This is a genomic window from Terrimonas pollutisoli (assembly GCF_029360765.1).
Classification (GTDB): Bacteria; Bacteroidota; Bacteroidia; order Chitinophagales; family Chitinophagaceae; genus Terrimonas_B; species Terrimonas_B pollutisoli.
The window spans coordinates 555,940-575,927 of the sequence record NZ_JARKNA010000001.1 but is presented as its reverse complement, the minus strand read 5'-3'; the positions used below and the strand labels follow the sequence as shown (position 1 = coordinate 575,927).

20 protein-coding genes are annotated in these 19,988 nt (G+C 42.3%); 9 read left to right on the top strand and 11 right to left on the bottom strand.

All coding sequences use genetic code 11. The features are described 5' to 3' along the window. Positions 1–5: 5 nt before the first annotated feature. Entirely contained in the window at positions 6–1,694 is a 1,689-nt protein-coding gene (locus P2W73_RS02220) for a S8 family serine peptidase (protein ID WP_276500347.1), read from the top strand. Further along, positions 1,691–1,909: a hypothetical protein gene (locus tag P2W73_RS02215; protein WP_276500346.1), complete on the top strand. Its 219-nt coding sequence runs from the start codon at positions 1,691–1,693 to the stop codon at positions 1,907–1,909. The genes P2W73_RS02220 and P2W73_RS02215 overlap by 4 nt, the downstream gene beginning before the upstream one ends. A gap of 28 nt (positions 1,910–1,937) precedes the next feature. Here the strand turns inward: P2W73_RS02215 and P2W73_RS02210 are convergent, their stop codons facing one another. Next, on the bottom strand, positions 1,938–2,144 hold the full coding sequence (locus P2W73_RS02210) for a hypothetical protein (protein WP_276500345.1): 207 nt from the start codon (positions 2,142–2,144) through the stop codon (positions 1,938–1,940). Positions 2,145–2,384: 240 nt separating this feature from the next. Between P2W73_RS02210 and P2W73_RS02205 the strand changes: the two genes are divergently transcribed. The 4 genes from P2W73_RS02205 to P2W73_RS02190 all read left to right on the top strand — a co-directional run bounded on the left by P2W73_RS02205 (position 2,385) and on the right by P2W73_RS02190 (position 5,744). Beyond that, positions 2,385–2,870 carry a hypothetical protein gene (locus P2W73_RS02205; RefSeq protein WP_276500344.1) on the top strand — a complete coding sequence of 162 codons (486 nt, stop codon included), beginning with the start codon at positions 2,385–2,387 and terminating at the stop codon, positions 2,868–2,870. Between the two features lie 3 nt (positions 2,871–2,873). Then, positions 2,874–3,908, top strand: coding sequence for a Rieske 2Fe-2S domain-containing protein (locus tag P2W73_RS02200; protein ID WP_276500343.1), 1,035 nt, complete (start codon positions 2,874–2,876; stop codon positions 3,906–3,908). Between the two features lie 50 nt (positions 3,909–3,958). Beyond that, complete coding sequence (locus P2W73_RS02195) at positions 3,959–4,822, top strand: hypothetical protein (RefSeq protein WP_276500342.1); 864 nt, start codon at positions 3,959–3,961, stop codon at positions 4,820–4,822. Positions 4,823–5,195: 373 nt separating this feature from the next. Continuing rightward, positions 5,196–5,744, top strand: coding sequence for a GNAT family N-acetyltransferase (locus P2W73_RS02190; protein ID WP_276500341.1), 549 nt, complete (start codon positions 5,196–5,198; stop codon positions 5,742–5,744). A 318-nt stretch (positions 5,745–6,062) separates the two neighbouring features. Here the strand turns inward: P2W73_RS02190 and P2W73_RS02185 are convergent, their stop codons facing one another. The 5 genes from P2W73_RS02185 to P2W73_RS02165 form a co-directional block, all read right to left on the bottom strand. Beyond that, positions 6,063–6,752 carry an SDR family NAD(P)-dependent oxidoreductase gene (locus tag P2W73_RS02185; protein WP_276500340.1) on the bottom strand — a complete coding sequence of 230 codons (690 nt, stop codon included), beginning with the start codon at positions 6,750–6,752 and terminating at the stop codon, positions 6,063–6,065. Positions 6,753–6,806: 54 nt separating this feature from the next. Next, a complete protein-coding gene (locus P2W73_RS02180; protein ID WP_276500339.1) occupies positions 6,807–7,418 on the bottom strand; it encodes a hypothetical protein in 612 nt (203 codons plus the stop codon). Between the two features lie 34 nt (positions 7,419–7,452). After that, complete coding sequence (locus P2W73_RS02175; RefSeq protein WP_276500338.1) at positions 7,453–9,141, bottom strand: SMP-30/gluconolactonase/LRE family protein; 1,689 nt, start codon at positions 9,139–9,141, stop codon at positions 7,453–7,455. 35 nt (positions 9,142–9,176) lie between these two features. Continuing rightward, positions 9,177–9,671 (bottom strand): GlcG/HbpS family heme-binding protein, encoded by a 495-nt coding sequence (locus tag P2W73_RS02170; protein WP_276500337.1) that lies wholly within the window; start codon positions 9,669–9,671, stop codon positions 9,177–9,179. A 278-nt stretch (positions 9,672–9,949) separates the two neighbouring features. After that, the gene (locus P2W73_RS02165; protein ID WP_276500336.1) at positions 9,950–10,954 is read right to left on the bottom strand and encodes a YHS domain-containing (seleno)protein; all 1,005 of its coding nucleotides are present in this window, start codon (positions 10,952–10,954) and stop codon (positions 9,950–9,952) included. A gap of 509 nt (positions 10,955–11,463) precedes the next feature. On the opposite strand from P2W73_RS02165, the gene P2W73_RS02160 reads away from it, so the two are divergent. Further along, positions 11,464–11,715 carry a hypothetical protein gene (locus P2W73_RS02160; RefSeq protein WP_276500335.1) on the top strand — a complete coding sequence of 84 codons (252 nt, stop codon included), beginning with the start codon at positions 11,464–11,466 and terminating at the stop codon, positions 11,713–11,715. 6 nt (positions 11,716–11,721) lie between these two features. Here the strand turns inward: P2W73_RS02160 and P2W73_RS02155 are convergent, their stop codons facing one another. Beyond that, complete coding sequence (locus P2W73_RS02155; protein WP_276500334.1) at positions 11,722–13,269, bottom strand: B12-binding domain-containing radical SAM protein; 1,548 nt, start codon at positions 13,267–13,269, stop codon at positions 11,722–11,724. A gap of 369 nt (positions 13,270–13,638) precedes the next feature. Between P2W73_RS02155 and P2W73_RS02150 the strand changes: the two genes are divergently transcribed. Beyond that, positions 13,639–14,199: a helix-turn-helix domain-containing protein gene (locus tag P2W73_RS02150; RefSeq protein WP_276500333.1), complete on the top strand. Its 561-nt coding sequence runs from the start codon at positions 13,639–13,641 to the stop codon at positions 14,197–14,199. Between the two features lie 87 nt (positions 14,200–14,286). Continuing rightward, complete coding sequence (locus tag P2W73_RS02145; protein ID WP_276500332.1) at positions 14,287–14,667, top strand: cupin domain-containing protein; 381 nt, start codon at positions 14,287–14,289, stop codon at positions 14,665–14,667. A gap of 155 nt (positions 14,668–14,822) precedes the next feature. On the opposite strand, the gene P2W73_RS02140 is transcribed toward P2W73_RS02145, so the two are convergent. The 4 genes from P2W73_RS02140 to xylA all read right to left on the bottom strand — a co-directional run bounded on the left by P2W73_RS02140 (position 14,823) and on the right by xylA (position 19,984). Further along, positions 14,823–15,491: a ferredoxin reductase domain-containing protein gene (locus P2W73_RS02140; protein WP_276500331.1), complete on the bottom strand. Its 669-nt coding sequence runs from the start codon at positions 15,489–15,491 to the stop codon at positions 14,823–14,825. A 92-nt stretch (positions 15,492–15,583) separates the two neighbouring features. Next, on the bottom strand, positions 15,584–16,729 hold the full coding sequence (gene uxuA / locus P2W73_RS02135; RefSeq protein WP_276500330.1) for a mannonate dehydratase: 1,146 nt from the start codon (positions 16,727–16,729) through the stop codon (positions 15,584–15,586). 130 nt (positions 16,730–16,859) lie between these two features. Further along, on the bottom strand, positions 16,860–18,617 hold the full coding sequence (locus P2W73_RS02130) for a sodium:solute symporter (protein ID WP_276500329.1): 1,758 nt from the start codon (positions 18,615–18,617) through the stop codon (positions 16,860–16,862). A gap of 29 nt (positions 18,618–18,646) precedes the next feature. Continuing rightward, positions 18,647–19,984 carry a xylose isomerase gene (gene xylA, locus P2W73_RS02125; protein ID WP_276500328.1) on the bottom strand — a complete coding sequence of 446 codons (1,338 nt, stop codon included), beginning with the start codon at positions 19,982–19,984 and terminating at the stop codon, positions 18,647–18,649. Between the last annotated feature and the right edge of the window lie 4 nt (positions 19,985–19,988).

The window sequence follows — 19,988 nt, the reverse complement described above, 5'->3', positions numbered from 1 at the left end:
AAAAGATGAGCAAAGCTGTTACCATATTGTGCCCTCTTTGCAATGACCAGGTCGATAAATTGCTTTACCGTTATCATTTCGATAATGAAAGAGCAGTGCTGGAAAAGATCAAAGCAAATAATCCTGATTGGACGGTGAACGATGGAGCCTGCAGCCGCTGCGTGGATTATTATCATACAGAGTTGGTGATGCAGCAAAGGATATTGCCGGAGATTGGCCCGCATTTCCCCATTAAATCAGCCGATGATTTTATCATCCTACCAACCGGTTTGCGGTTGAATGCTGATCCCCGCTATACCGGCAAAGGTGTCACCATCTGTTTTATCGACAGTGGCTTCTATCCCCACCTCGATCTCACAGCCCATAAAAACCGCATCAAATTAATATTAGACATTCCAAACAATAGGGTTCTTAAAGTCTCTCCGCCAACTGGCGGAGGAGATTTAGAGGGGGCCGCCTGGCACGGCACCATGACCTCCGTTGTTTGCGCCGGTGATGGTTATCTCAGCAAAGGTTTATACAAAGGCATCGCCAGCGATGCAGAACTTGTATTGCTGAAGGTATCCGAAGTCCCCTCCTTAGGAGGGGATTTAGGGGAGGCCCGTATCAGGAGTGAAAATATCGTAAAGGCTTTGCAGTGGGTTCTGCAGCATCACCGCGAATATGATATTCGTGTTGTCAATATCAGCCTTGGCAATGACGAAGCTGTTTCCTACAAGCAAAGCCCGGTGGACCTGCTGGCGGAACAACTAATTGAAGAAGGCATCGTGGTAGTAGCAGCCGCAGGCAATGATGAAAACGGTATGATCAAAGCGCCGGCCAACTCACCCAACGTGATCACCGTGGGTGGTACGGATGATGATAATCAACTGGCCGTTCCCGCCGGCAAGCTCTATCATTCTACGTTTGGAAAAACTGCCGACGACATCATGAAACCCGAGCTGGTAGCGCCAGCCATTTGGATAGCAGCGCCGATACTACCCGAAACAAGGGAGCAACGGGAAGCCGAAGCGCTGCATTGCATCCTGCAAACAGGCGACTTATACACAGCCTTTGAAAAATTTTCCGGCGATATACAAATCAATCCAGCAATTTTGCAATCAGGTGATGCAGGTTTAATAAAAGACTCCGTACTGCAGCGCATCCAGACCTGCAGGTATATTTCTCCGCATTATATGCATGTCGACGGAACATCCTTTGCCGCACCCATCGTTAGTTCCATCATTGCTCAATTGCTGGAGACCGATCCAACGCTTACACCGGCTATGATCCGTCACCTTCTATTCAGTACCGCGAAACGAATAAATAATTTTCCTGCCGAACGACAAGGATTTGGAACAGTGCAGCCGAAAAAAGCAATTCTGAAAATCGTAAACAAACCACTCATGATCAAACCGGAAATTTCGCCGCTTATCAACAGCCGGCAAAAAACAATTGGGTTTTATGTGCAGCATGAGTGTGCTTCGCAAATATCATTAGCCGGCTCTTTTAATCATTGGGAGCACGATGTGTTGTTGCTCGAACCCGGCACCAATGGCGTCTGGAAAATTGAGATTCCCATGCTGCCAGCCGGTCGTTACCTCTACAAATTTTTTGTGGACGACCGGTCGTGGATGGAAGACATTAACAACCCGTACCGTGAGCCTGATGGCTTTAGCGGTTTCAACAGCATCTTAATCGTCGACAATCAATGACCATCGTTTATATCATATTGATCATCGTCGCCATTTATTTATTAGCGGGCCTGGCATTTGCCATCCCGTTTGTGATAAAAGGTGTTACGCAAATTGATGAAAGTGCCATCGGTTCCAAATGGGGTTTCCGGGTGATCATCATACCGGGAGTGATTGTGTTCTGGCCAATGCTTTTGAAGAAGTGGATGAAAACCCCCGCCCCTAAAGGGGAGTGAGGAAAGTTCTTATTGCATGTAAGCTGTTTCATTGAAGGCTGTATGATGTACAAGGCTGCATTACTGTCCTGAGCGAAGCCGAAACATCGCATGCTGACACTTCGATCAGTATCCCGACAAGCTTCGCTTCGTCGGGATACTTCAGAGTTGGTCCCAATGCAGCAGAGCCGATTGAGATGCCGACATTCATCGCCGGTATTCGCTGCTGAGCAAAAGGAATTGAAAGAATAAACATATAAAAGTTCTTGGCTAATCGTCCCCGAGGGACGAATGATGGGTAACGCAACTTTGATGGCGGGTTCAGCGTTCCGTTGGAACGCCTGGTGTTAATGGTGCAACGCACCAAACGTTCCTACGGAACGTATCGTTAGTTATTGGTTAAGCTTGTACCCATCATTTGTTCCTGCGGAACAATAATAAAAACCGATTGATGTCATATAGAAGATGTAGACTTACCGATTACAGGAGGTAGAAAATGATCAAACCACTACGAAAAAGACATTTACAAATATGGGCAGCTCTCGCCGTAGTGCTGCCATTAGGAATAATTTTTTCCTGGCTGGTAATTCCCAACCCTATGCCGGTAAAAATAGTACAAACAGAAAAGCCCGCATTATTACCCATTATCCAGGCAAAAAAAGAAACTGATCAATATTGCATTAATATCCGTACGAATGAAACAAAGACCAATTGGCAACTGGAATGGAAGAACAAGCTGGCATTGACTGTGCCGTCCGCGGCTATTTACAAAATCTCCGCAAGCCCCTCCAAAGAAGGGATTTCCGGGTCGTTTAAACCAGGAGATGCTCAACTGATCGGCAGAATAGAGGCAAGAGGTGATTATGTGTTTCCATTGAAAACTGATTCAACTCAAAACAAACAGTTGAATCTGGTAGTATATGATTTTATTCATGAAAGAGTAATTGATTTTTTAAATTTTAAATTCCCCTTTAGGGGATAGGGCATGAGTACATCTTATTCGGCCGTAGGCTGGAACCGGCAGAAGAAAATATATGACTGGCTGATCGCAGGATTTTGTACCAGCTACCTGGCTTTCTTCATTTCATTGACACTATTGTTCAATGAAGAAGTAACGTTTGAAACATTGCTGATACGCAGTACTTCCACCTTAGCTTTACTGATCCTGCATGTAATATTGGCTATCGGGCCTCTATGCCGGCTCAATAAAAAATTTCTTCCCTTATTATACAATCGCCGCCACTTAGGTGTAACGATGTTTTGTTTTGCTGCAATCCATGGAGTGTTTAGTATTCTCCAGTTCCATTCGTTGGGCAATACCAATCCTATTGTGTCTCTATTTACATCCAACACCAACTTCGGTTCATTACCGGCCTTTCCGTTCCAGGCACTGGGATTTTTTGCGTTGATTATTTTTTTCCTGATGGCTATTACCAGTCACGATTTCTGGCTGCATAACCTGTCGCCGAAGGTTTGGAAAACATTGCACATGTTTGTCTATCTCGCCTATTTCCTGGTGGTAATGCATGTGATGCTGGGCGTAATACAATATGAGAAGAACCCGGTTTTTGTTCTCCTTCTTTTTATCGGCACCACTATATTAGTCACCCTTCATTTGTTAGCGGCTTTTAAAGAAAAGAAAATTGACACAACGACATTCAAACTACAGGAGGACGGTTTTGTGCTGGTGTGTGATGTAACCGAGATCGAAGATAGCCGGGCAAAAATATTTTGCGTGGATAAAGAGCGGATCGCCGTGTATCGCCACGAAAAAAAATTGTATGCTATTCATAATGTCTGCAAGCACCAGGGCGGACCGCTGGGCGAAGGGAAAATTATTGATGGTTGTATCACCTGCCCCTGGCATGGTTATCAATACCTGCCGCATAATGGGCAATCTCCTCCACCCTTCAAAGAAAAAGTAAACACATACGATGTAAAAATAGTGGACAATAAAGTGTGGCTGAATCCGACACCGTACCCGGAAGGGACAGAGAGAACCCCTCCAGACCTCCCCTGAAGGGGGGCATGCCAGCCCACAAACCAGATGATTGAAAATATATAATTGATATGTCAGAACAGAAGATGAATACAAACGAGTTTTATATAGGCTGGATGCCAAATGCGCCAGTTGGTTTTGCAAAACATGTTCGCAAAGTAGTCATTGTACTAATTGTTCTTGTCATTGCAGGAGGAATTATATTGGCATTGCAGCAGAAAAAATTTTCAACGTCTGGTTTTGAATTTGGACAATTGACAGAAGTAAAGGGAATCTATCAGCGGTTTCCCATTCCTTCGTTGAAAGTAATGACAAGACCGGATGCATTTGGAAATACTTCGTATATCACCATGCCATTGGTGGGCTATGGAAAATTTGGCGCCGAAGGAGTGATGGCTGAATTGGAAAAAGAAAAAAATATTATCCTTGATAAAAAAGAAATAACGCTGAAAGGAATTCTCATTTATAATGATGGAAAAACATTGTTGCAGATCGACAAAAACGATGACCCGCTGTTAGCGGCTAGCAGTTCCATCTCCAACATCAGCAATGAAATAAAAGAATTAGGCACGGTTCAATTAACCGGTGAAATACTCGATCCCAAATGCTATTTCGGCGTCATGAAACCCGGCCATGGCAAACCACATCGTGATTGTGCCATACGTTGTATAGCCGGAGGCATAAGTCCAGTATTCTGGGTACGCAATGAAAACGGGGAAACAAACTATTACCTGCTGTTGGATGAAAATGGGAGGAAACTGAATGAGGCCATAAAAGATCATATCGCCGAACCTGTATCACTCACCGCCAGGGCCGTACAGCATGATGACTGGGTCGTGTTATACGTTAATAAAGCAAGTATCAAAAGAACCGGTGGCTTAAGCTGGTTTAAACAGCAGGATAAAACTATTTCCTGCGGGACTTCCGCCCGATAACAACCGGGCTAATTCATATTTTGAGGTGCTAAAAAATATACGGGTCTTTGATGTTCTCCATTGCTGTGGTGATTAAAAAAACATATCAATCAATTTTTGAACAAACCTTAGTAGAAAAAAATTACATTACTGATTTAACCTTATTACCTTATCCGGGAAAAGTAATTTTGCATCTTGCGAAGCATTAGCCGAAATAAGGTTTAAAGGTTCAAACCAATCATTTTTCTACCAAGGTTAAGAACTAGCTTACCATTCAGCGATACCGAAAATAAAAATAAGGTTTTGGAATATTTACAACTCAACCCAGCACCTCAAAATATGAATTAACCAACAACCGACCAGTTCTATTCGCAATTATCATTAGCTTAAAACAATGAGATTATCATTGGCCAACGGAAAGACGGTAACTGTCCGGCATTTTGAACCGGGTGATTCCAGTCGCTTGTTGAATTACCTGGTGCGATTATCAGCGGAAAGCCGGTCAAGATTTGGACCACATGCTTTTGATCAGCAAACCATCGGGGCATTTTCTACCCTACCCGACAATACTATTCAACGCTTCATTGCACTGGACGAAACGGGTGAAGGCATTATCGCTTACATGCTCGTCAAACGAGGGTTGATTGAGCATGATCAGCAACGCTATGGTCAACGAAATCTTTTTTATGACTATAATACTACTGTCACGTATGCTCCCTCCGTCGCTGACGATTGGCAAAGTTCCGGGCTGGGCACCGCCATGCACAAGATCATCGAAGAAGAATTGATTAAACAAGGAGTTCGCCAGATAATTTTATGGGGTGGTGTGCAGGCTTCGAATGAAAAGGCACTGAACTTTTATAAAAAGAATGGCTATCACTTTATCGCATCTTTCTGGCATGATGGAAAAGATAACTATGACATGGTGAAGGAAATAACTTAATCCTTAAATCAATTTCACAGCCCGATCCATTAGACTTACAATTCAAGAGTCACCACACAGATAGTAATCATAGAGAAAATACATAAATAAGCTGAAATAAATTTTGATGTGTTGCCTATGCAACTGTCCTCCTGTGGTGCAACAACATCAAAACTCAGGTCATCATTATTAAAACAAAAGCAAGAAGGACAACGAACACAGGGGATGACACGAAGAACACAACGTATTTAACAGAATCGCCATCCTCTTAGTGCCCGTTGGGTACTCTTAGTGTACTGTGCTACTGAACAAAACATGAAATGTCCTCTCGCCCCATGATCAGGCATTGCCGTACACCTTGATAATCGGTTCTCTCAGTGTCTTTGCTTCGGCCGAACAGTAGTAACTGATAATGTCAGCAATATCTTCTGCTTTTACCCAATTATCAAAATTGGCATCGGGCATCGACTTACGATTCTGTGGCGTATCAATCGTGCTGGGAACAATCACATTGGTAACCACGTTATGTCCCTTTGCTTCGTCATTCATTAATTCAGCCAATCGGAAAATTAGGGACTTGGCCAAGCCATAGGCCACCATTCCTTTACCACTCTTTGCATCCAAACCGGGACGGGAACCTATCAAAAAAATGCGGCCATACCCTTGCAGTAGCATTTGGGTGAATACGGGCCGGGCAATATTGTAAGCCGTTTCAAAATTGAGTTGGTATTGTTTTAAAATATCAGCGGTTGGTGTATCGACGATCTTACCCGCCGCGAAACCACCGACCGTCAAAACAGCCGCATCAACCGATTTATTTTTTTCCAGCACGGACTGCACGAAAGTAGCAGCACCAGCTTCACTGGACAGGTCAACCACCTTCGCTTCAAAACGGTCGGTTGGAAAATCCATTACTGAAGCATCATTATGCAAAATCGTACCTGTCACATGGAAACCATTTTCAATAAATTTTTTCACCACGGCTTGTCCTAAATTACCTGAGGCTCCTGTAACGATAGCTGTTTGCATACTTATGATTTTATTGTCAATTTACGTAAATAGAATTTGTTGAAACTGCCGGAGCTATTTCATGGTCATACGAAGTCCCAGGAACAATGACACACCACTCAGTTTTGATCCCTGCACTGTCAATGGCGAACGCCAATACGATCCGTCAAAATAGATTGTTTGCAGCAATTTCAATTTTGTTTTGTAAGCGATCCTCGTTCCTGCCTTACCAAAAACTGATCCCTTGCGGCTCACTTCCTGCCGGATGGTGGTCTCATTATCCTGCAACAATCTTGGCTCGCCAATGTTTAAATAGCCGGCACCGGTATACAGGGAAGCAAACCATTTTCTCTCGTTCCAATAGAAGTTTTTACCGCCATTTATCGCCAGCATGATCAATGAGCTGCTTGTATTTTTAAACAGGTAGGGCGATCCATCTTCTTTAATTCGCTGATTATACTTTAGCGAATTAAAATCAACGGTGCCCTGCGCAAACCAACCTTTTTTATTCACGAGCTCCAAACCGGAATTGAAAGCTATGGAAGGATGCAGAACATGACTTAAAGCCCCGGGGGATTTTATTATTCCCGCCCCGGTTGTAACAAAAACTTTGCTACTATCCTGGGCATTAACCGAATGTACAGCCGCACTAACTGTGACCAATAACAAATATTTTACTATCTGCATGATATTATTTTTTTGTAGGAATTATAGATAAGTATTACTGCCATGAAAATTTACCACCCGTATTAATCCTGATCTTGTATAAGCTGGTATGAGCAGTCATATACAATGTTTTTCCATCTTTATCACCCCAGGCCATATTGGCCGGTCGCTCCGGCGTTACGATTTTACCCAATAATTTTCCTTCGTTGCTTAATATCCACAACCCACCCGGCGCTGATACAAAAAGATTTCCTTCTTTGTCCACTTTTATTCCGTCTAATGCTTCATCGTCTTCAGTGAAACTGAAATCATAAAAAACTTTTCCATTCTTTAAAGTGCCATCAGTCTGCACTTCATATTGCCACAATGTTTTCGTATGATGGATATCACGAATATCCCAATTGGTGACATAGAGATATTTTTCGTCGGGAGAAAAAGCCAGCCCATTGGGCCCGCCCAAATCTTTTGATACAACCTGTGTCCTGCCCTGCCCGTCCGGCAGGCGGGCATTTTTTATCATAAACACTCCCTGGTAATCCAATTCTTTTTTCGGATCATTAAAAAAACCGGGCAGTCCATAAGGTGGATCAGTAAAATAAATCGTGCCATCACTTTTCAGCACAATATCATTGGGACTATTAAACCGCTTACCATCAATTTTATCAGCAAGTACGGTAACAGGCCCCTTCTTCTCAATACGAACTACCCGCCTGTTACCATGCTGATCAATGATCAATCTACCCTCGTTATCGATCACTAAGCCGTTACTACCCGGCTGTCCATATTCACCAATGTCGGCGCCGGTGTACCCACTATGACTCATGTACACTGTTACATTATGATTGGTAGGATTGTAGCGATAAATAGTATTGGTATTGGGGTCGCTGAACAGTAAATACCCATCGGGATGCCACACTGGCCCTTCGGTAAAAGAAAAACCGTCGGCTACTTTTTCAACTATTGTACCGGGAGCAATGATGTTGTTTAATTTTCCATCGATCGTATAGATCTTGCCGGTATTTTTCCAGGAAGCATTGACGGGTAATCCATCTTTATAAAAATCAACTACAGCATTTCTTACCCAGATATAGTTATCAGGCAACTTGCCGACAGGACCATTTATTCCAAGGATATAAACCAGGAATTTTTCACCGGCTTTGGCATGATTAGTAAGTATAACACGATTTCTTGCATTATACCCGCTGATCAATCCATTGCCAGTTTGTCCCAAACCTGCCTGCTGTTTACCATTTACCCATATCTCGCTGTAATCGTCTACTACTATTTCAAAAACGGCCGTTGTTCCATCCGTCTTCAATTTTCCTATTGCTTCCGGAATAGTGAGTTCAACTTTGTACCAAACGAAGGAAAGCAAACCAGTGCCCTGGCGGCTCTCCAGTTCGTTTGGATTTAGCGACACAAATCCTTTCTCAAAATCGGCGGCGCCGGGTTGCGGATGCAGGGTTTGTGTTTGTATCGCCCGCCCGGTCGGATATAATAACAAAGCATCGCCACCACCTTTTTTAGGACCTGGCAGGTAAAACTCTTTATCCATGATATGTGCGGGCTGCACATACCATTTTGCATTCACAAGCGCCGCTCCTTCTATTGTTTTCAAATCAGCGATAGCCTGTGGTTTATCAACTGCCAGTTGTCTTGTTTCCTGGCTGAAGACCGCTATTGCCAACAACAATGCAAGCAACACCAATAAGTACAGTTTTAAAAAATCATATATCCTGCTCATGACTTCTATTTTTATGTCCGCTTTTATAACTCCCTTTAGGGGTTGGGGGTTTCAAATTTTGCCTTACTGCCGGCGATGGCAATTTCTTCATCTTGCTGTGCACTTGACGCACCGCTCACACCAATAGCACCGATCATCTGTCCATCTACTATAATGGGAATACCGCCCTGCAAAAAAGTATGGCCCACTGTAATCAAAGCCTGGCGGCCTCCATTAATTGAATTTTCCAGTTTTACTGATGGCGCTTTGAATAACGCAGCAGTATTTGCTTTTTTTATCGATACTTCGGCAGAGGCTGCAAATGTACCATCGAGTCTTTCGAGATATACCAGGTTGCCACCATTGTCTACTACTGCAATGGCGCCGCCCGGAGCATTATTTTCTTTTGCATACTTAACAGCAGCGCCTGCTACTTTTTTGGCACCTTCGAGTGAAATACTTTTTGTAGCGATGGTCTGTGAATGGGCATTTGTAGCGACCATGACCATAGCAGCAACTGATAATACAGCAGCTAGTTTACTTGTTTGCATATTTTTTGTTTTTTATTGTGTCAGCTTTAGTAATTCTATTCGGCTTCGTTGCGTCGCACTTGTACTTTCTGTTCACTGCTCATCAGACCTCATCCTCTCATCCTTCTCCAAGGGAGAAGGACGGTGCTACATTGCAAATCCAAACTTCATATCTACCACATCGACATTATATCGCCACTCGACATTTTCAACATTCAAAACTATTATCAACATTTCCGAAAAGCGAGGGCTGCGTGTTGATGGTCCCGCCCTGACGGGATCGGGAGGAGGACGGCTTTTCAATTAGCAGCAACCGTCTCCGTTGGCTTCGCCGGCTTATCAAACTTTACTTTTTTACCCGCATGTTTTTTCACCTGGCCCGGCCAGTTGTGATCGGCTTTGGCAGTTAAACCCGCAACATCTTTGTGAAATCTTTCATAAGCATCCTTTGAATGTTGTAATATCAACCGGCCGTCTATTACATCAAATATTTCGGGGTCGATCGGTCTAAGTTTATTCAAAGCCATGGCATAACCACAGAAAGCGCCAAATTGTGGTGCAAACATTTCGGGATGATCTTTAAACATGCCGGCATTGCTTTCGGAAGAGAACCAATAGGTGGCGCCATTGTAGCGGGCAGCATATTTAGGATCGCCTTTTACCGCTTTCATTTGGGTGAAATAAGCTACTGCGTCATATCCCTGCAAAGTGACACCATCCGGATCCGTATTATTCAGAAATGATTTTTCCGCATCGGTAGTTATTTGTTTGCCGCCTTTCTCTGCCACCTTTGGCCAATACTTATCGGCTAAAGCCAGGTTGCCCTGTACATCCTTCTTCCAGCCATTCACTGCCCTTTGATTATGTTGAATTACCAACCGATCATTCACAATTGAAAATGTATTGACATCAATCGGCGCCACTCTTCCCAGCGATACCGCATAAGCACACCAGGCGCCAAATTGCGGCTTGTATTTCTCCGGCATTGCCTTGAAAAGATCGAGATGTTCCTGTGATGCAAACTGGTAAATGGCATCTTCATACTTATACTGAAACTTCGCATCACCTTTTACCGGTTTGTTATCGGTAAAAAATGCAACTGCATCATACCCGTCGAGTATCACCCCATTTGCATCTACATTATTGAAGGGCTTCCCACTATGCTCCTGGGCATATGATCCGACAGCCAGCAACATCGCAAACAGCAACATGATCGTTGCAAAAGCATACATGAAAAGCCTTTTCTCACCCGCTTTTTTTCTTTGTATTTGCTCTACCCGCAGAGCTTTTATTCTTGTATCCATTTTATTTTTTTTATTGAATAACAAAGAAACCCATGCTCATGGCGATCGGGTGTCTGGTTTTTTACAAATACAGGCACATCAAAATAAAAAAGAGGGCTGTGTGTCGGGCGGTTTACAAAACCGGGGGCTAGTGTATGCCGGGCTCATACAAATTGATGGATCAGTAATTGAAGGGGGAACCAGGTATAGTGTTGTTTTCTCTCACCCGGCACCTTATTGTCTTCAGGGGGCGAAGTGTCTTTCCTCCTGGTTTAATAATGAACATAACCGAACAACCTTGTAAACAGTTCAGATGAATTTCATTCTGTTACCTGCTGTTTATTTTGTTCATACTCATGGACTAAAAGTGTTCAACACCTATTCACCCGTGCAGCAGGGATCAGTATGTATGCTTTAAAGAAGTAATGATAAAATAATAAGATGTTCTTATTGTAAATGATTTACCTTGCCGGAGCTGTATGAGTTTTTTCGTTTAGAATTTTAGGCCTGCTCAATTGAACTCACTTTTAATGAACACAAAATATTCCAACTATTACACTAAGCATGAGCAGAAATCATTTCCTGACTCAAAACAAATGATTACGTACAGTTTCAACGAAGAGGAACGAACAATCATTGGAATCATGGAAGAAAAAGAAGGCCTTATTTACCTTTATGAATACCGCGGGAAATATATTGGAATTGAATTTTTTATATCTTTTTCAAAACAATCCATTTCTTATAAACTCCTAAAAGTGAACGAAGAAAATTCAGACGTTTAGAAAAAGTTAATTCACTGCAACTATTTTTCTAAATGTTTTCTGCAGATAAATATTGGGGTTATGCTCCATTGCGTTTTCAGGAAGCCATTGCCCCCATATACCGAGGTCCTGTTTTATTATATTTTTATAAAAAACAGGCAACTCCTTTGTCTCGCCTTCGAAATATTTTCTAAATGCACGGTCATGGATAAGATTCTCACGGACCCGGGAATAGAACCGAATACGGCCATAGCCTTCCGACGAAATAGCCCGCATAAAATTCATCCACTTTGAAGTAAGATTGGGCGTCGCCATAAAGCGGCGGTAAATAGCTTTTTTAGAAAAAGTGTACCGGGTGAGATCAATGATCTTATCATAAAAATCCACCCATTCATAGTTTTTTGGTTTAAGATTCATAGCCAGGTGGTTGTTCAGAAAATGAAACGGGAAAGACAATACACGGCCTGTTTTCTGGTATTCAAGATTCAGTGGCGCAGCTTCGCCAAAAGCGGTAAGCAATGAATAGCCGGGAAAAGCTGCAGGCGATTTATCTACAAACCGTTTGGTTAGTTCAAATGGTTCTTCTCCGGCATCGCTATCCAGGCCCAGCACAAAATTGGTCTGCACATAAGGAATGTACCGTATTAGCATATTGATATGTTCAGATATCTGTTTTACTTTTTCTTTACCTGCAATGTGAGAAGTTTTTGATTTATTACCCAGTTCATACCACGATTCGATACCGGGCAAAATTGCGCAAAAGCCATTTTGCTGCATTACCTTCAAATGCTCCTCCGTAAGAATAGATAAACTGCTTTCACCAATAAACCGAAAACTATTTAGCGGGGCTGCAGAAGCAATTGCCTGCATGTTATCTTCAAATTTTATCCCAAAATTCGGATCATGCCAACCGACCAGTGGTTTCTTAAATTTGGTAAGAAGAAATCTCAGGTCTCCTTTGATCAGTTCGAAATCAAGTGGCTGATAAGGCACAACGGAATCTATGCAGAAGGGGCAGGTATATGGGCAACCCATGCTGGCGAGCATAGGCACCATTTTAATAAAGGGCGCCTTGGCAAGCGTTGGTTCAATAAATTTCCACCTTTTCCTAACGCCTGGTAGGCTATCAGGTTGCCTGCCTGCAGAAAGTTGTATTCCCACAGGTCTTTGGGGCATGCAATTATTTAACACCTCTGCAATAGTAGATTTATGGGTAAACCCTAATACATAATCAAAGTATCGAATTGCATCATCCGGGTAACAACGGGCATGAGGGCCGCCCAGAACCGTCACTGCGCCTTTGCTTTGAAAATAACTACTCAACGAATAAGCCAGTAATGCTGCATGTGTAAAAGAACTGATAAATATAAGATCAGCTTCTGGCGGTAATTCTTTGCTGAGATCTTCCTGACCTGTGTAGCAAATCATTGTTACTTCATGACCTTCTTCCTCACACCAGGTAGCTACTACCTGGGGCATGATGCTGGCCAGGTTAGCATACATGATCTTCGCCCATAAAGTATTGGTGGGGCCTTTTGCAACAAGATCAATTACGCCAATTTTAAGTTTTTTCATGCGGTAATTTTTATTGCTTTTTAGTCAAATGCCCGCCTGACCGGACGGGCAGGGAATTCACCATAAAAATTTTCATCGCGGCTAGTATGAATTTGCTCGAAAATTTTTATGGCTCATTTCATGCGTACATTTTAGTTTTTATACCGGCCACATAGATCCGATAGCTATCGGATTCGTTATCATACAAATTTAAAGTTCAGCTTATCGGGGAAATTAAACGTTACACAATTGCAGGTCGCCCTTACATAATTCACACATCCATGTGGTTGAAAATTATGACTGCATTAATAACTTTACTACCGATTTTCAGAGCGCCGCTGTGATTATTTTTTTAGTAATGCCATCTTTAACGAAAAAGAATAACATAGAATGAAGTTGTTTATTAAATACATGGTAAGCATCCGCTGCAAAATGCTCGTAAAAGCAGAACTGGAAAACCTGGGGATTCATTACAGTACCGTTGAACTAGGAGAAGTAAATATTCCCCAGGGAATTACAGATACTCAAAGGGATCAACTGAACCAATCCCTTAAAAGAGCTGGGCTCGAACTGATGGATGACAAAAAAGCCATGCTTGTCGAAAAAATCAAAAATGTAATTGTTGAGATGATCCACTACGCCGATGAACCCCCTCAAACTAAATATTCCGTTTACCTGAGTGAAAAACTGCAATACGATTATACTTACCTGGCAAATCTCTTTTCAGAGGTACAGGGTATTACCATTGAACATTTTATCATCCTGCATAAAATTGAGCGGGTGAAAGAATTGTTGATATATGACGATCTGAATCTTACAGAAATCGCGGATAAGCTTTGTTACAGTAGTGTAGCTCATTTGTCGAACCAGTTTAAAAAAACAACCGGGTTGACTCCTTCCCATTTTAAAAAGTTGAAAAAGAAGCGGCGCCAAAACCTGGAAAACCTATAAGCATCGTTGGATGTGTGAATTTTGTAAACGACAAAATTAATTATGTAACACTAATTTGAAATTAAGTATTCACCTTCACCACTTGCAATGGAAACCGGCGGCAATATCAACCCAGGGCATACCTGCATTATGATCACCACGGATATAGAAAAATCAAAAATCCATATTATTGTTGAGATCATTGAATATGTTCCAAACTCGGTTGTGATAAAAACAATCCTTAAAAAATCAACCGGCAATGTCAGCGTTATGTCATTTGACAGCGGCGAGGGGTTAACGGAACAAATTTCCCCTTTCGACACTTTTATACAAATAATAGAAGGGAAAGCAGAGATAGTTATTGATGGCAAATCCAGTATAATAGAAACCGGCCAGGGTATTATTATCCCTGCTCACCGCTCCAACCTGATAAGGCCTAACGGACGTTTTAAACTGATTTCGACAATCATCAAAAGCGGGTATGAATAAATTTCCAAAGCAAAAACAAGCCATTGCTATGTATTCCGGTTATTTCACCTGGCGAAAAATAGATTGTTGATATATGCAGGCAAATACAGATGGTAGCCATGAAAACACTCAACCACCTTCTCCACCCTTCTATGTCATCTGCTATTATGTAACTGTTATATTTCCACAACCACAGAGTCCTCTCCCACTCCCAGGTTGGAAAAAATTTTTTGTATAGCATCCATCATTGGCGGAGGACCACACAAATAAAATTTGCCATTTGCAGCCGGAAGATTTTTCTTTATAAAATCTTCCGTGATAAATCCGTGAGCATAACCTTCTACCGTTTCATCGGATAGAATATTAACAAACCGGTCACCTAGCATTTTTTTAAACTCATCTTCATGAATGATATCAGCCTTTGTTTTATTGGCAAAAATCAATTTGTTGTTGCCAATGTGGCTGGTGGAATTCAAATAACGGAAAATGGAAAGAAAGGGTGTAACGCCAGCGCCGCCGGCAATAAAAAGTCCTTCACCTTTGTATGAAATCGCTCCCCACACATCGTGCAATATTAATTCATCGCCCGGCACCAGCGATAATAACTCGTTTGTTACTCCTTTACGGGATGGGTATGTTTTGATCGTAAACTCGAGGTAATCATCAGTGGGTAAACAGGTAAAAGTAAACGGCCTTCTTTCCTCCTTCCATTTTTCTTTGTTAATCGCTACTTCTGTTGCTTGTCCTGGTAAGAAATTGTAGTTATCCGGCTTTGGCAAAACTATCCTTACTACATCATGTGTTACTTTACCAATTGATTTTATCTTCAGAATATGCGATTCCATTTTTCAATTTTGAAAAAGTGAAAATGATGCTTATGCTTATTAAAGCTACTAAGGCTGCATAAGACGACAAAAAGCTTATTGCCAAATCTTGTTTATAAACTTCTGCTTATCGCATATTCCACACCACGCAATTCCGCAAGGCCCCGCAGCCTTCCGATAGCCGAATACCCGGGATAGGTTGTTTTCTTCAGATCATCGAGCATCTGGTGACCATGATCGGGTCGCATAGGTATGGAAATATTTCTGCGTCTCATTAACAAAACAATTTCTTTGATCACGGCATACATATCTACATCGCCATCCAGGTGATCGGCTTCAAAGAAGTTACCTTCTGCATCCCGCTTGGTACTTCTTAAATGAATAAAGTGAATATGATCGCCCAACCTTTTGACCATGCCCGGCAAATCATTGTCGGGCCTTACCCCGTATGAACCCGTGCAATAACACAAACCATTCGCAGGCAATGGAGCAGCCGCGAGCAGTTCATTAGCGTCTTGTTCTGTACTCACAATTCGTGGCAAACCTAATAGCGGAAAAGGAGGATCATCCGGGTGAATAGCCATTTTCAAACCACATTCTTCGGCTACCGGTACTACCTGTTGCAAAAAATAAAAGAGATGCTCCTTCAGTTTAGCAGCATCAATATGTTCATACGTCTTTAATGCTGCCAATATCTGCTCGGGTGTAAATCTTTCTTCGCTTCCCGGCAAGCCTAATAAGGCATTGCGGTAAAGAATTTCCTCTTCTTCATCCGTCATTGACTTTAAGCGTTGTTGCGCTTTTTTTATTTCTTCAGCGGTATAATCTTTTTCAGCACCGGGACGTTTCAATAAAAAAAGATCGAAAGCAATAAAGGCAGATTTCTCAAATCGCAACGCTTTGCTTCCATCTGCTACCGTGTAATAAATATCCGTTCTCATCCAATCGAGAATGGGCATAAAATTATACGTCACAACCTTTAATCCACAGGCGGCAACATTGTGCAGGCTTTGTTTATAATTTTCGATGTATTCAGGATATTTCCCGGTTTGTTTTTTTATGTCTTCGTGAACCGGCAGACTTTCGATCACGGTCCATGTCATACCGGCTTCTTCCACCGCCACTTTTCTTTTATTGATTTCATCCACCGTCCATACATCACCGACCGCTATATGATGAAGAGCGGTTACCACTCCTTCACATCCTGCCTGCCGGATATCTGATAAGCTAACCGGGTCATTGGGTCCGAACCATCGCATAGTTTGATGCATCAACATTGGTTATATCAGTTGAATAGTTATTTAATTGATTGAAAATCGGTTTGTTTGAATAGTCGGCAAAGATTATGTTTTTTTAATTCAACTACTCAACCAATCACCTAAAAATAATCTATCCTGTGAAATACAGATAAATGGCTATGATTACTGCAACAAGCAGAACCGAGAGGCCCACATCTTTCCAATTCCATGATGAACGGGTTTCCATCCTGTCCTGTTCCGACATTGTAGAAAAAGTGAGACCGGCAATCTTTGTATAATCAGGTTGCTTTGTTGCATAGCTAACAACCAAGAATACGATGATGCAGACAATAGTTATCAGCAAGCTATAATATTGGAAGAAAATATTATTAACGATCCAAAGGAAAGAGCCTTCTGCATAAGCAGCACCCCCGAGTTTAACTGGCGTGTCCACAATCAGGCGAAAAAGTCCCATAGCAAAACCCGTGAGCAAGGTGGCAAGACATCCCGGACCATTTAACCGCTTCATAAAAACTCCAAAAAAGAAAACCACAAATATCGGTGGTGCGAGGTATGCCTGGATACCCTGTAAATAATCATAAAGCCCTTTTGCTCCCTGGATCACGGGAATCCAAAGTATCCCGATAATTACCATCACGACCGTTGCCACACGACCTACCCGAACCAACTGAGCCTGCGAGGCTCTGGGTCTTATCCTGGAATAAAAATCCATTGTAAAGAGAGATGAAGAAGCATTGAATACTCCGGCAAGGGCACTCATCAAAGCAGCTAATAGTCCCGCCACCACAATCCCTCTTACTCCTATCGGAAGCACATGCATGACCAATAGAGGAAAAGCAGCTTGTGCACGATCCCTGATCAGGACTCCGTTTGCATCAAATAATTCTTTTTGAATGTCAGGGTTGATCCCGCTTTTTGCCAATGCAAAACAGATCATTCCCGGAATGATAAAAAGAAAAACAGGAGTCAGTTTTAAAAAGGCCGCGAATATAGAACCACGCCTTGCTTCCTTTTCATTCGGTGCTCCCAATATGCGCTGCACAATATACTGGTCGGTACACCAATACCATAAACCGATAATGGGTGCACAGAGCAACATGCCTGGCCATGGGTATTTATCATTAAAATACCAGGCTTGCCTGCCGGCTTCTTTTACCGGGGCCCAGGTGGCATCCACACCTTCTGGCACAACTGGTTTCCATAAATTAAACATTTCGCTACCACAAATTTCCTTCAGTTTATCCCATCCGCCCAGCGCTTGTAAACCATAATAGGTAACAAATATTGCCCCGATTATTTTCACAAAAGTCTGAAGCGTTTCCGTATAAACCACTGCACGCAATCCGCCGATGATGGTGTATATACCGGTTAATATTATCAATAGAATGGACCCGATCCAGAAGGTATCCATTCCCATGAAATTTATTTCAGGCAACAAGGCCCGGAATACAATACCTCCTGCATAAATGCCCACCGCTATTTTTGTCAGTATATAAGCGATGAGTGAAATAATGGAAAGAACAGTTCTTGCCTTTGGAGTAAATCTTCTTTCCAGGAACTCTGGCATCGTAAAGACTTTTGACCGCATAAAAAACGGCCCCATTACCCATCCTAGTACCAGCAGGCACCATGCGTGCAATTCATAATGGGCAAGTGCTACTCCATCAGTTGCACCCGAACCCGCCAGGCCTACGAGATGTTCTGATCCTATATTGGATGCAAAAATGGAAGCGCCGATCACAAACCAGCCCAAATGACGGCCGGCCAGAAAATAGTCATCAGCTGAAGTTTTATCTTTCTTTTTGACAGCCCACCAGGAAATGCCGGCAATAATGGCGAAATAAAATAAAATAATAGCCCAGTCCAACCCCGTAAGATAGGTGTTCATAGCAGTGGTTTAGAATTTGAATATTGCTGTTATATAAATCTATTAATGATATTCTCTAAATATTCCTGCCTGCCACTTGCTACCTTCGGTTCACCATTTTCAATAGCATAAGCCCTCATATCTTCTAAAGATAGTTTGCCTTCTTCAAATTCTTTTCCTTTCCCTGCATCAAATGAAGCATATCTTTCTTTCCGGATCTTTTTATAATCTGATTTTTGTAAAATAGTATCTGCTGTGATCAATGCTCTTGCAAAAACGTCCATACCGCCGATATGTGCATGGAACAGATCTTCCGGATCAGTAGAGTTGCGGCGGATCTTTGCATCGAAGTTGATACCGCCTCCTTTAAAACCACCTGCTTGCAATATCACCAGCATGGCTTCTGTCAGCTCATTAATATCATTGGGGAATTGATCTGTGTCCCACCCGTTTTGATAATCGCCGCGATTGGCATCAATGCTTCCCAGCAAACCCGCATCAGCGGCAACCTGTAATTCATGTGTGAAAGTATGACCAGCTAATGTAGCATGATTTACTTCAATATTCAAACTGAAATCATTCAACAGATCATGTTGCCGTAAAAAACCAATCACGGTTTCGCAATCATAATCATATTGATGCTTGGATGGCTCACAGGGTTTTGGTTCAATAAAAAATTTTCCTTTAAAGCCATTCTTTCTTGCATAATCTTTTGCAGCATGTAAAAATTTGGCGAGATGCGCCTTTTCTCTTTGCATGTTGGTGTTCAACAAACTCATGTACCCTTCACGTCCACCCCAGAAAACATAGTTTTCACCACCCAATGCAATGGTGGCATCCAATGCAGCTTTTACCTGGGCTGCACCATGTGCCAGCACATGAAAATCAGGATTGGTAGCTGCGCCATTCATATAGCGGCGATTGGAAAAAAGATTTGCCGTTCCCCATAACAATTTTACACCACTCGCCTTTTGCTTATCAGCAAGATAAGTCGTCATTGCATGCAGGCGGCTGTCGTTTTCTGTGACATTATTGGAATAATCCACCACATCCACATCATGAAAACAATAGTACGGCAAACCTAGCTTGGTGATAAATTCAAATGCAGCATCGGCTTTATCTTTTGCTCTTTCCACGGCATCATTTTTATCGTTCCAGGCAAATAAATGCGTAGGCTCACCAAAGGGATCAGCACCGTTGCCGCAGAAGGAATGCCAGTAAGCACACGCAAAACGTAAATATTCTTTCATGGTTTTACCGGCAACCATTTTATTTTCATCATACCATTTAAATGCAAGCGGGTTATCACTTTCTCTTCCCTCATATTTTATTTGAGGAATTCCCTTAAAAAATTCTTTTTGACCTGTTGTAACTGGCATTTTCTTCATTGTT

Bases quoted from the DNA above. Each gene is read 5' to 3' on its own strand.
- P2W73_RS02220 (WP_276500347.1), top strand. From the start codon at position 6: ATGAGCAAAGCTGTTACCATATTGTGCCCTCTTTGCAATGACCAGGTC.
- P2W73_RS02215 (WP_276500346.1), top strand. From the start codon at position 1,691: ATGACCATCGTTTATATCATATTGATCATCGTCGCCATTTATTTATTA.
- P2W73_RS02210 (WP_276500345.1), bottom strand. From the start codon at position 2,144: ATGTTTATTCTTTCAATTCCTTTTGCTCAGCAGCGAATACCGGCGATG.
- P2W73_RS02205 (WP_276500344.1), top strand. From the start codon at position 2,385: ATGATCAAACCACTACGAAAAAGACATTTACAAATATGGGCAGCTCTC.
- P2W73_RS02200 (WP_276500343.1), top strand. From the start codon at position 2,874: ATGAGTACATCTTATTCGGCCGTAGGCTGGAACCGGCAGAAGAAAATA.
- P2W73_RS02195 (WP_276500342.1), top strand. From the start codon at position 3,959: ATGTCAGAACAGAAGATGAATACAAACGAGTTTTATATAGGCTGGATG.
- P2W73_RS02190 (WP_276500341.1), top strand. From the start codon at position 5,196: ATGAGATTATCATTGGCCAACGGAAAGACGGTAACTGTCCGGCATTTT.
- P2W73_RS02185 (WP_276500340.1), bottom strand. From the start codon at position 6,752: ATGCAAACAGCTATCGTTACAGGAGCCTCAGGTAATTTAGGACAAGCC.
- P2W73_RS02180 (WP_276500339.1), bottom strand. From the start codon at position 7,418: ATGCAGATAGTAAAATATTTGTTATTGGTCACAGTTAGTGCGGCTGTA.
- P2W73_RS02175 (WP_276500338.1), bottom strand. From the start codon at position 9,141: ATGAGCAGGATATATGATTTTTTAAAACTGTACTTATTGGTGTTGCTT.
- P2W73_RS02170 (WP_276500337.1), bottom strand. From the start codon at position 9,671: ATGCAAACAAGTAAACTAGCTGCTGTATTATCAGTTGCTGCTATGGTC.
- P2W73_RS02165 (WP_276500336.1), bottom strand. From the start codon at position 10,954: ATGGATACAAGAATAAAAGCTCTGCGGGTAGAGCAAATACAAAGAAAA.
- P2W73_RS02160 (WP_276500335.1), top strand. From the start codon at position 11,464: ATGAACACAAAATATTCCAACTATTACACTAAGCATGAGCAGAAATCA.
- P2W73_RS02155 (WP_276500334.1), bottom strand. From the start codon at position 13,269: ATGAAAAAACTTAAAATTGGCGTAATTGATCTTGTTGCAAAAGGCCCC.
- P2W73_RS02150 (WP_276500333.1), top strand. From the start codon at position 13,639: ATGAAGTTGTTTATTAAATACATGGTAAGCATCCGCTGCAAAATGCTC.
- P2W73_RS02145 (WP_276500332.1), top strand. From the start codon at position 14,287: ATGGAAACCGGCGGCAATATCAACCCAGGGCATACCTGCATTATGATC.
- P2W73_RS02140 (WP_276500331.1), bottom strand. From the start codon at position 15,491: ATGGAATCGCATATTCTGAAGATAAAATCAATTGGTAAAGTAACACAT.
- uxuA (WP_276500330.1), bottom strand. From the start codon at position 16,729: ATGCGATGGTTCGGACCCAATGACCCGGTTAGCTTATCAGATATCCGG.
- P2W73_RS02130 (WP_276500329.1), bottom strand. From the start codon at position 18,617: ATGAACACCTATCTTACGGGGTTGGACTGGGCTATTATTTTATTTTAT.
- xylA (WP_276500328.1), bottom strand. From the start codon at position 19,984: ATGAAGAAAATGCCAGTTACAACAGGTCAAAAAGAATTTTTTAAGGGA.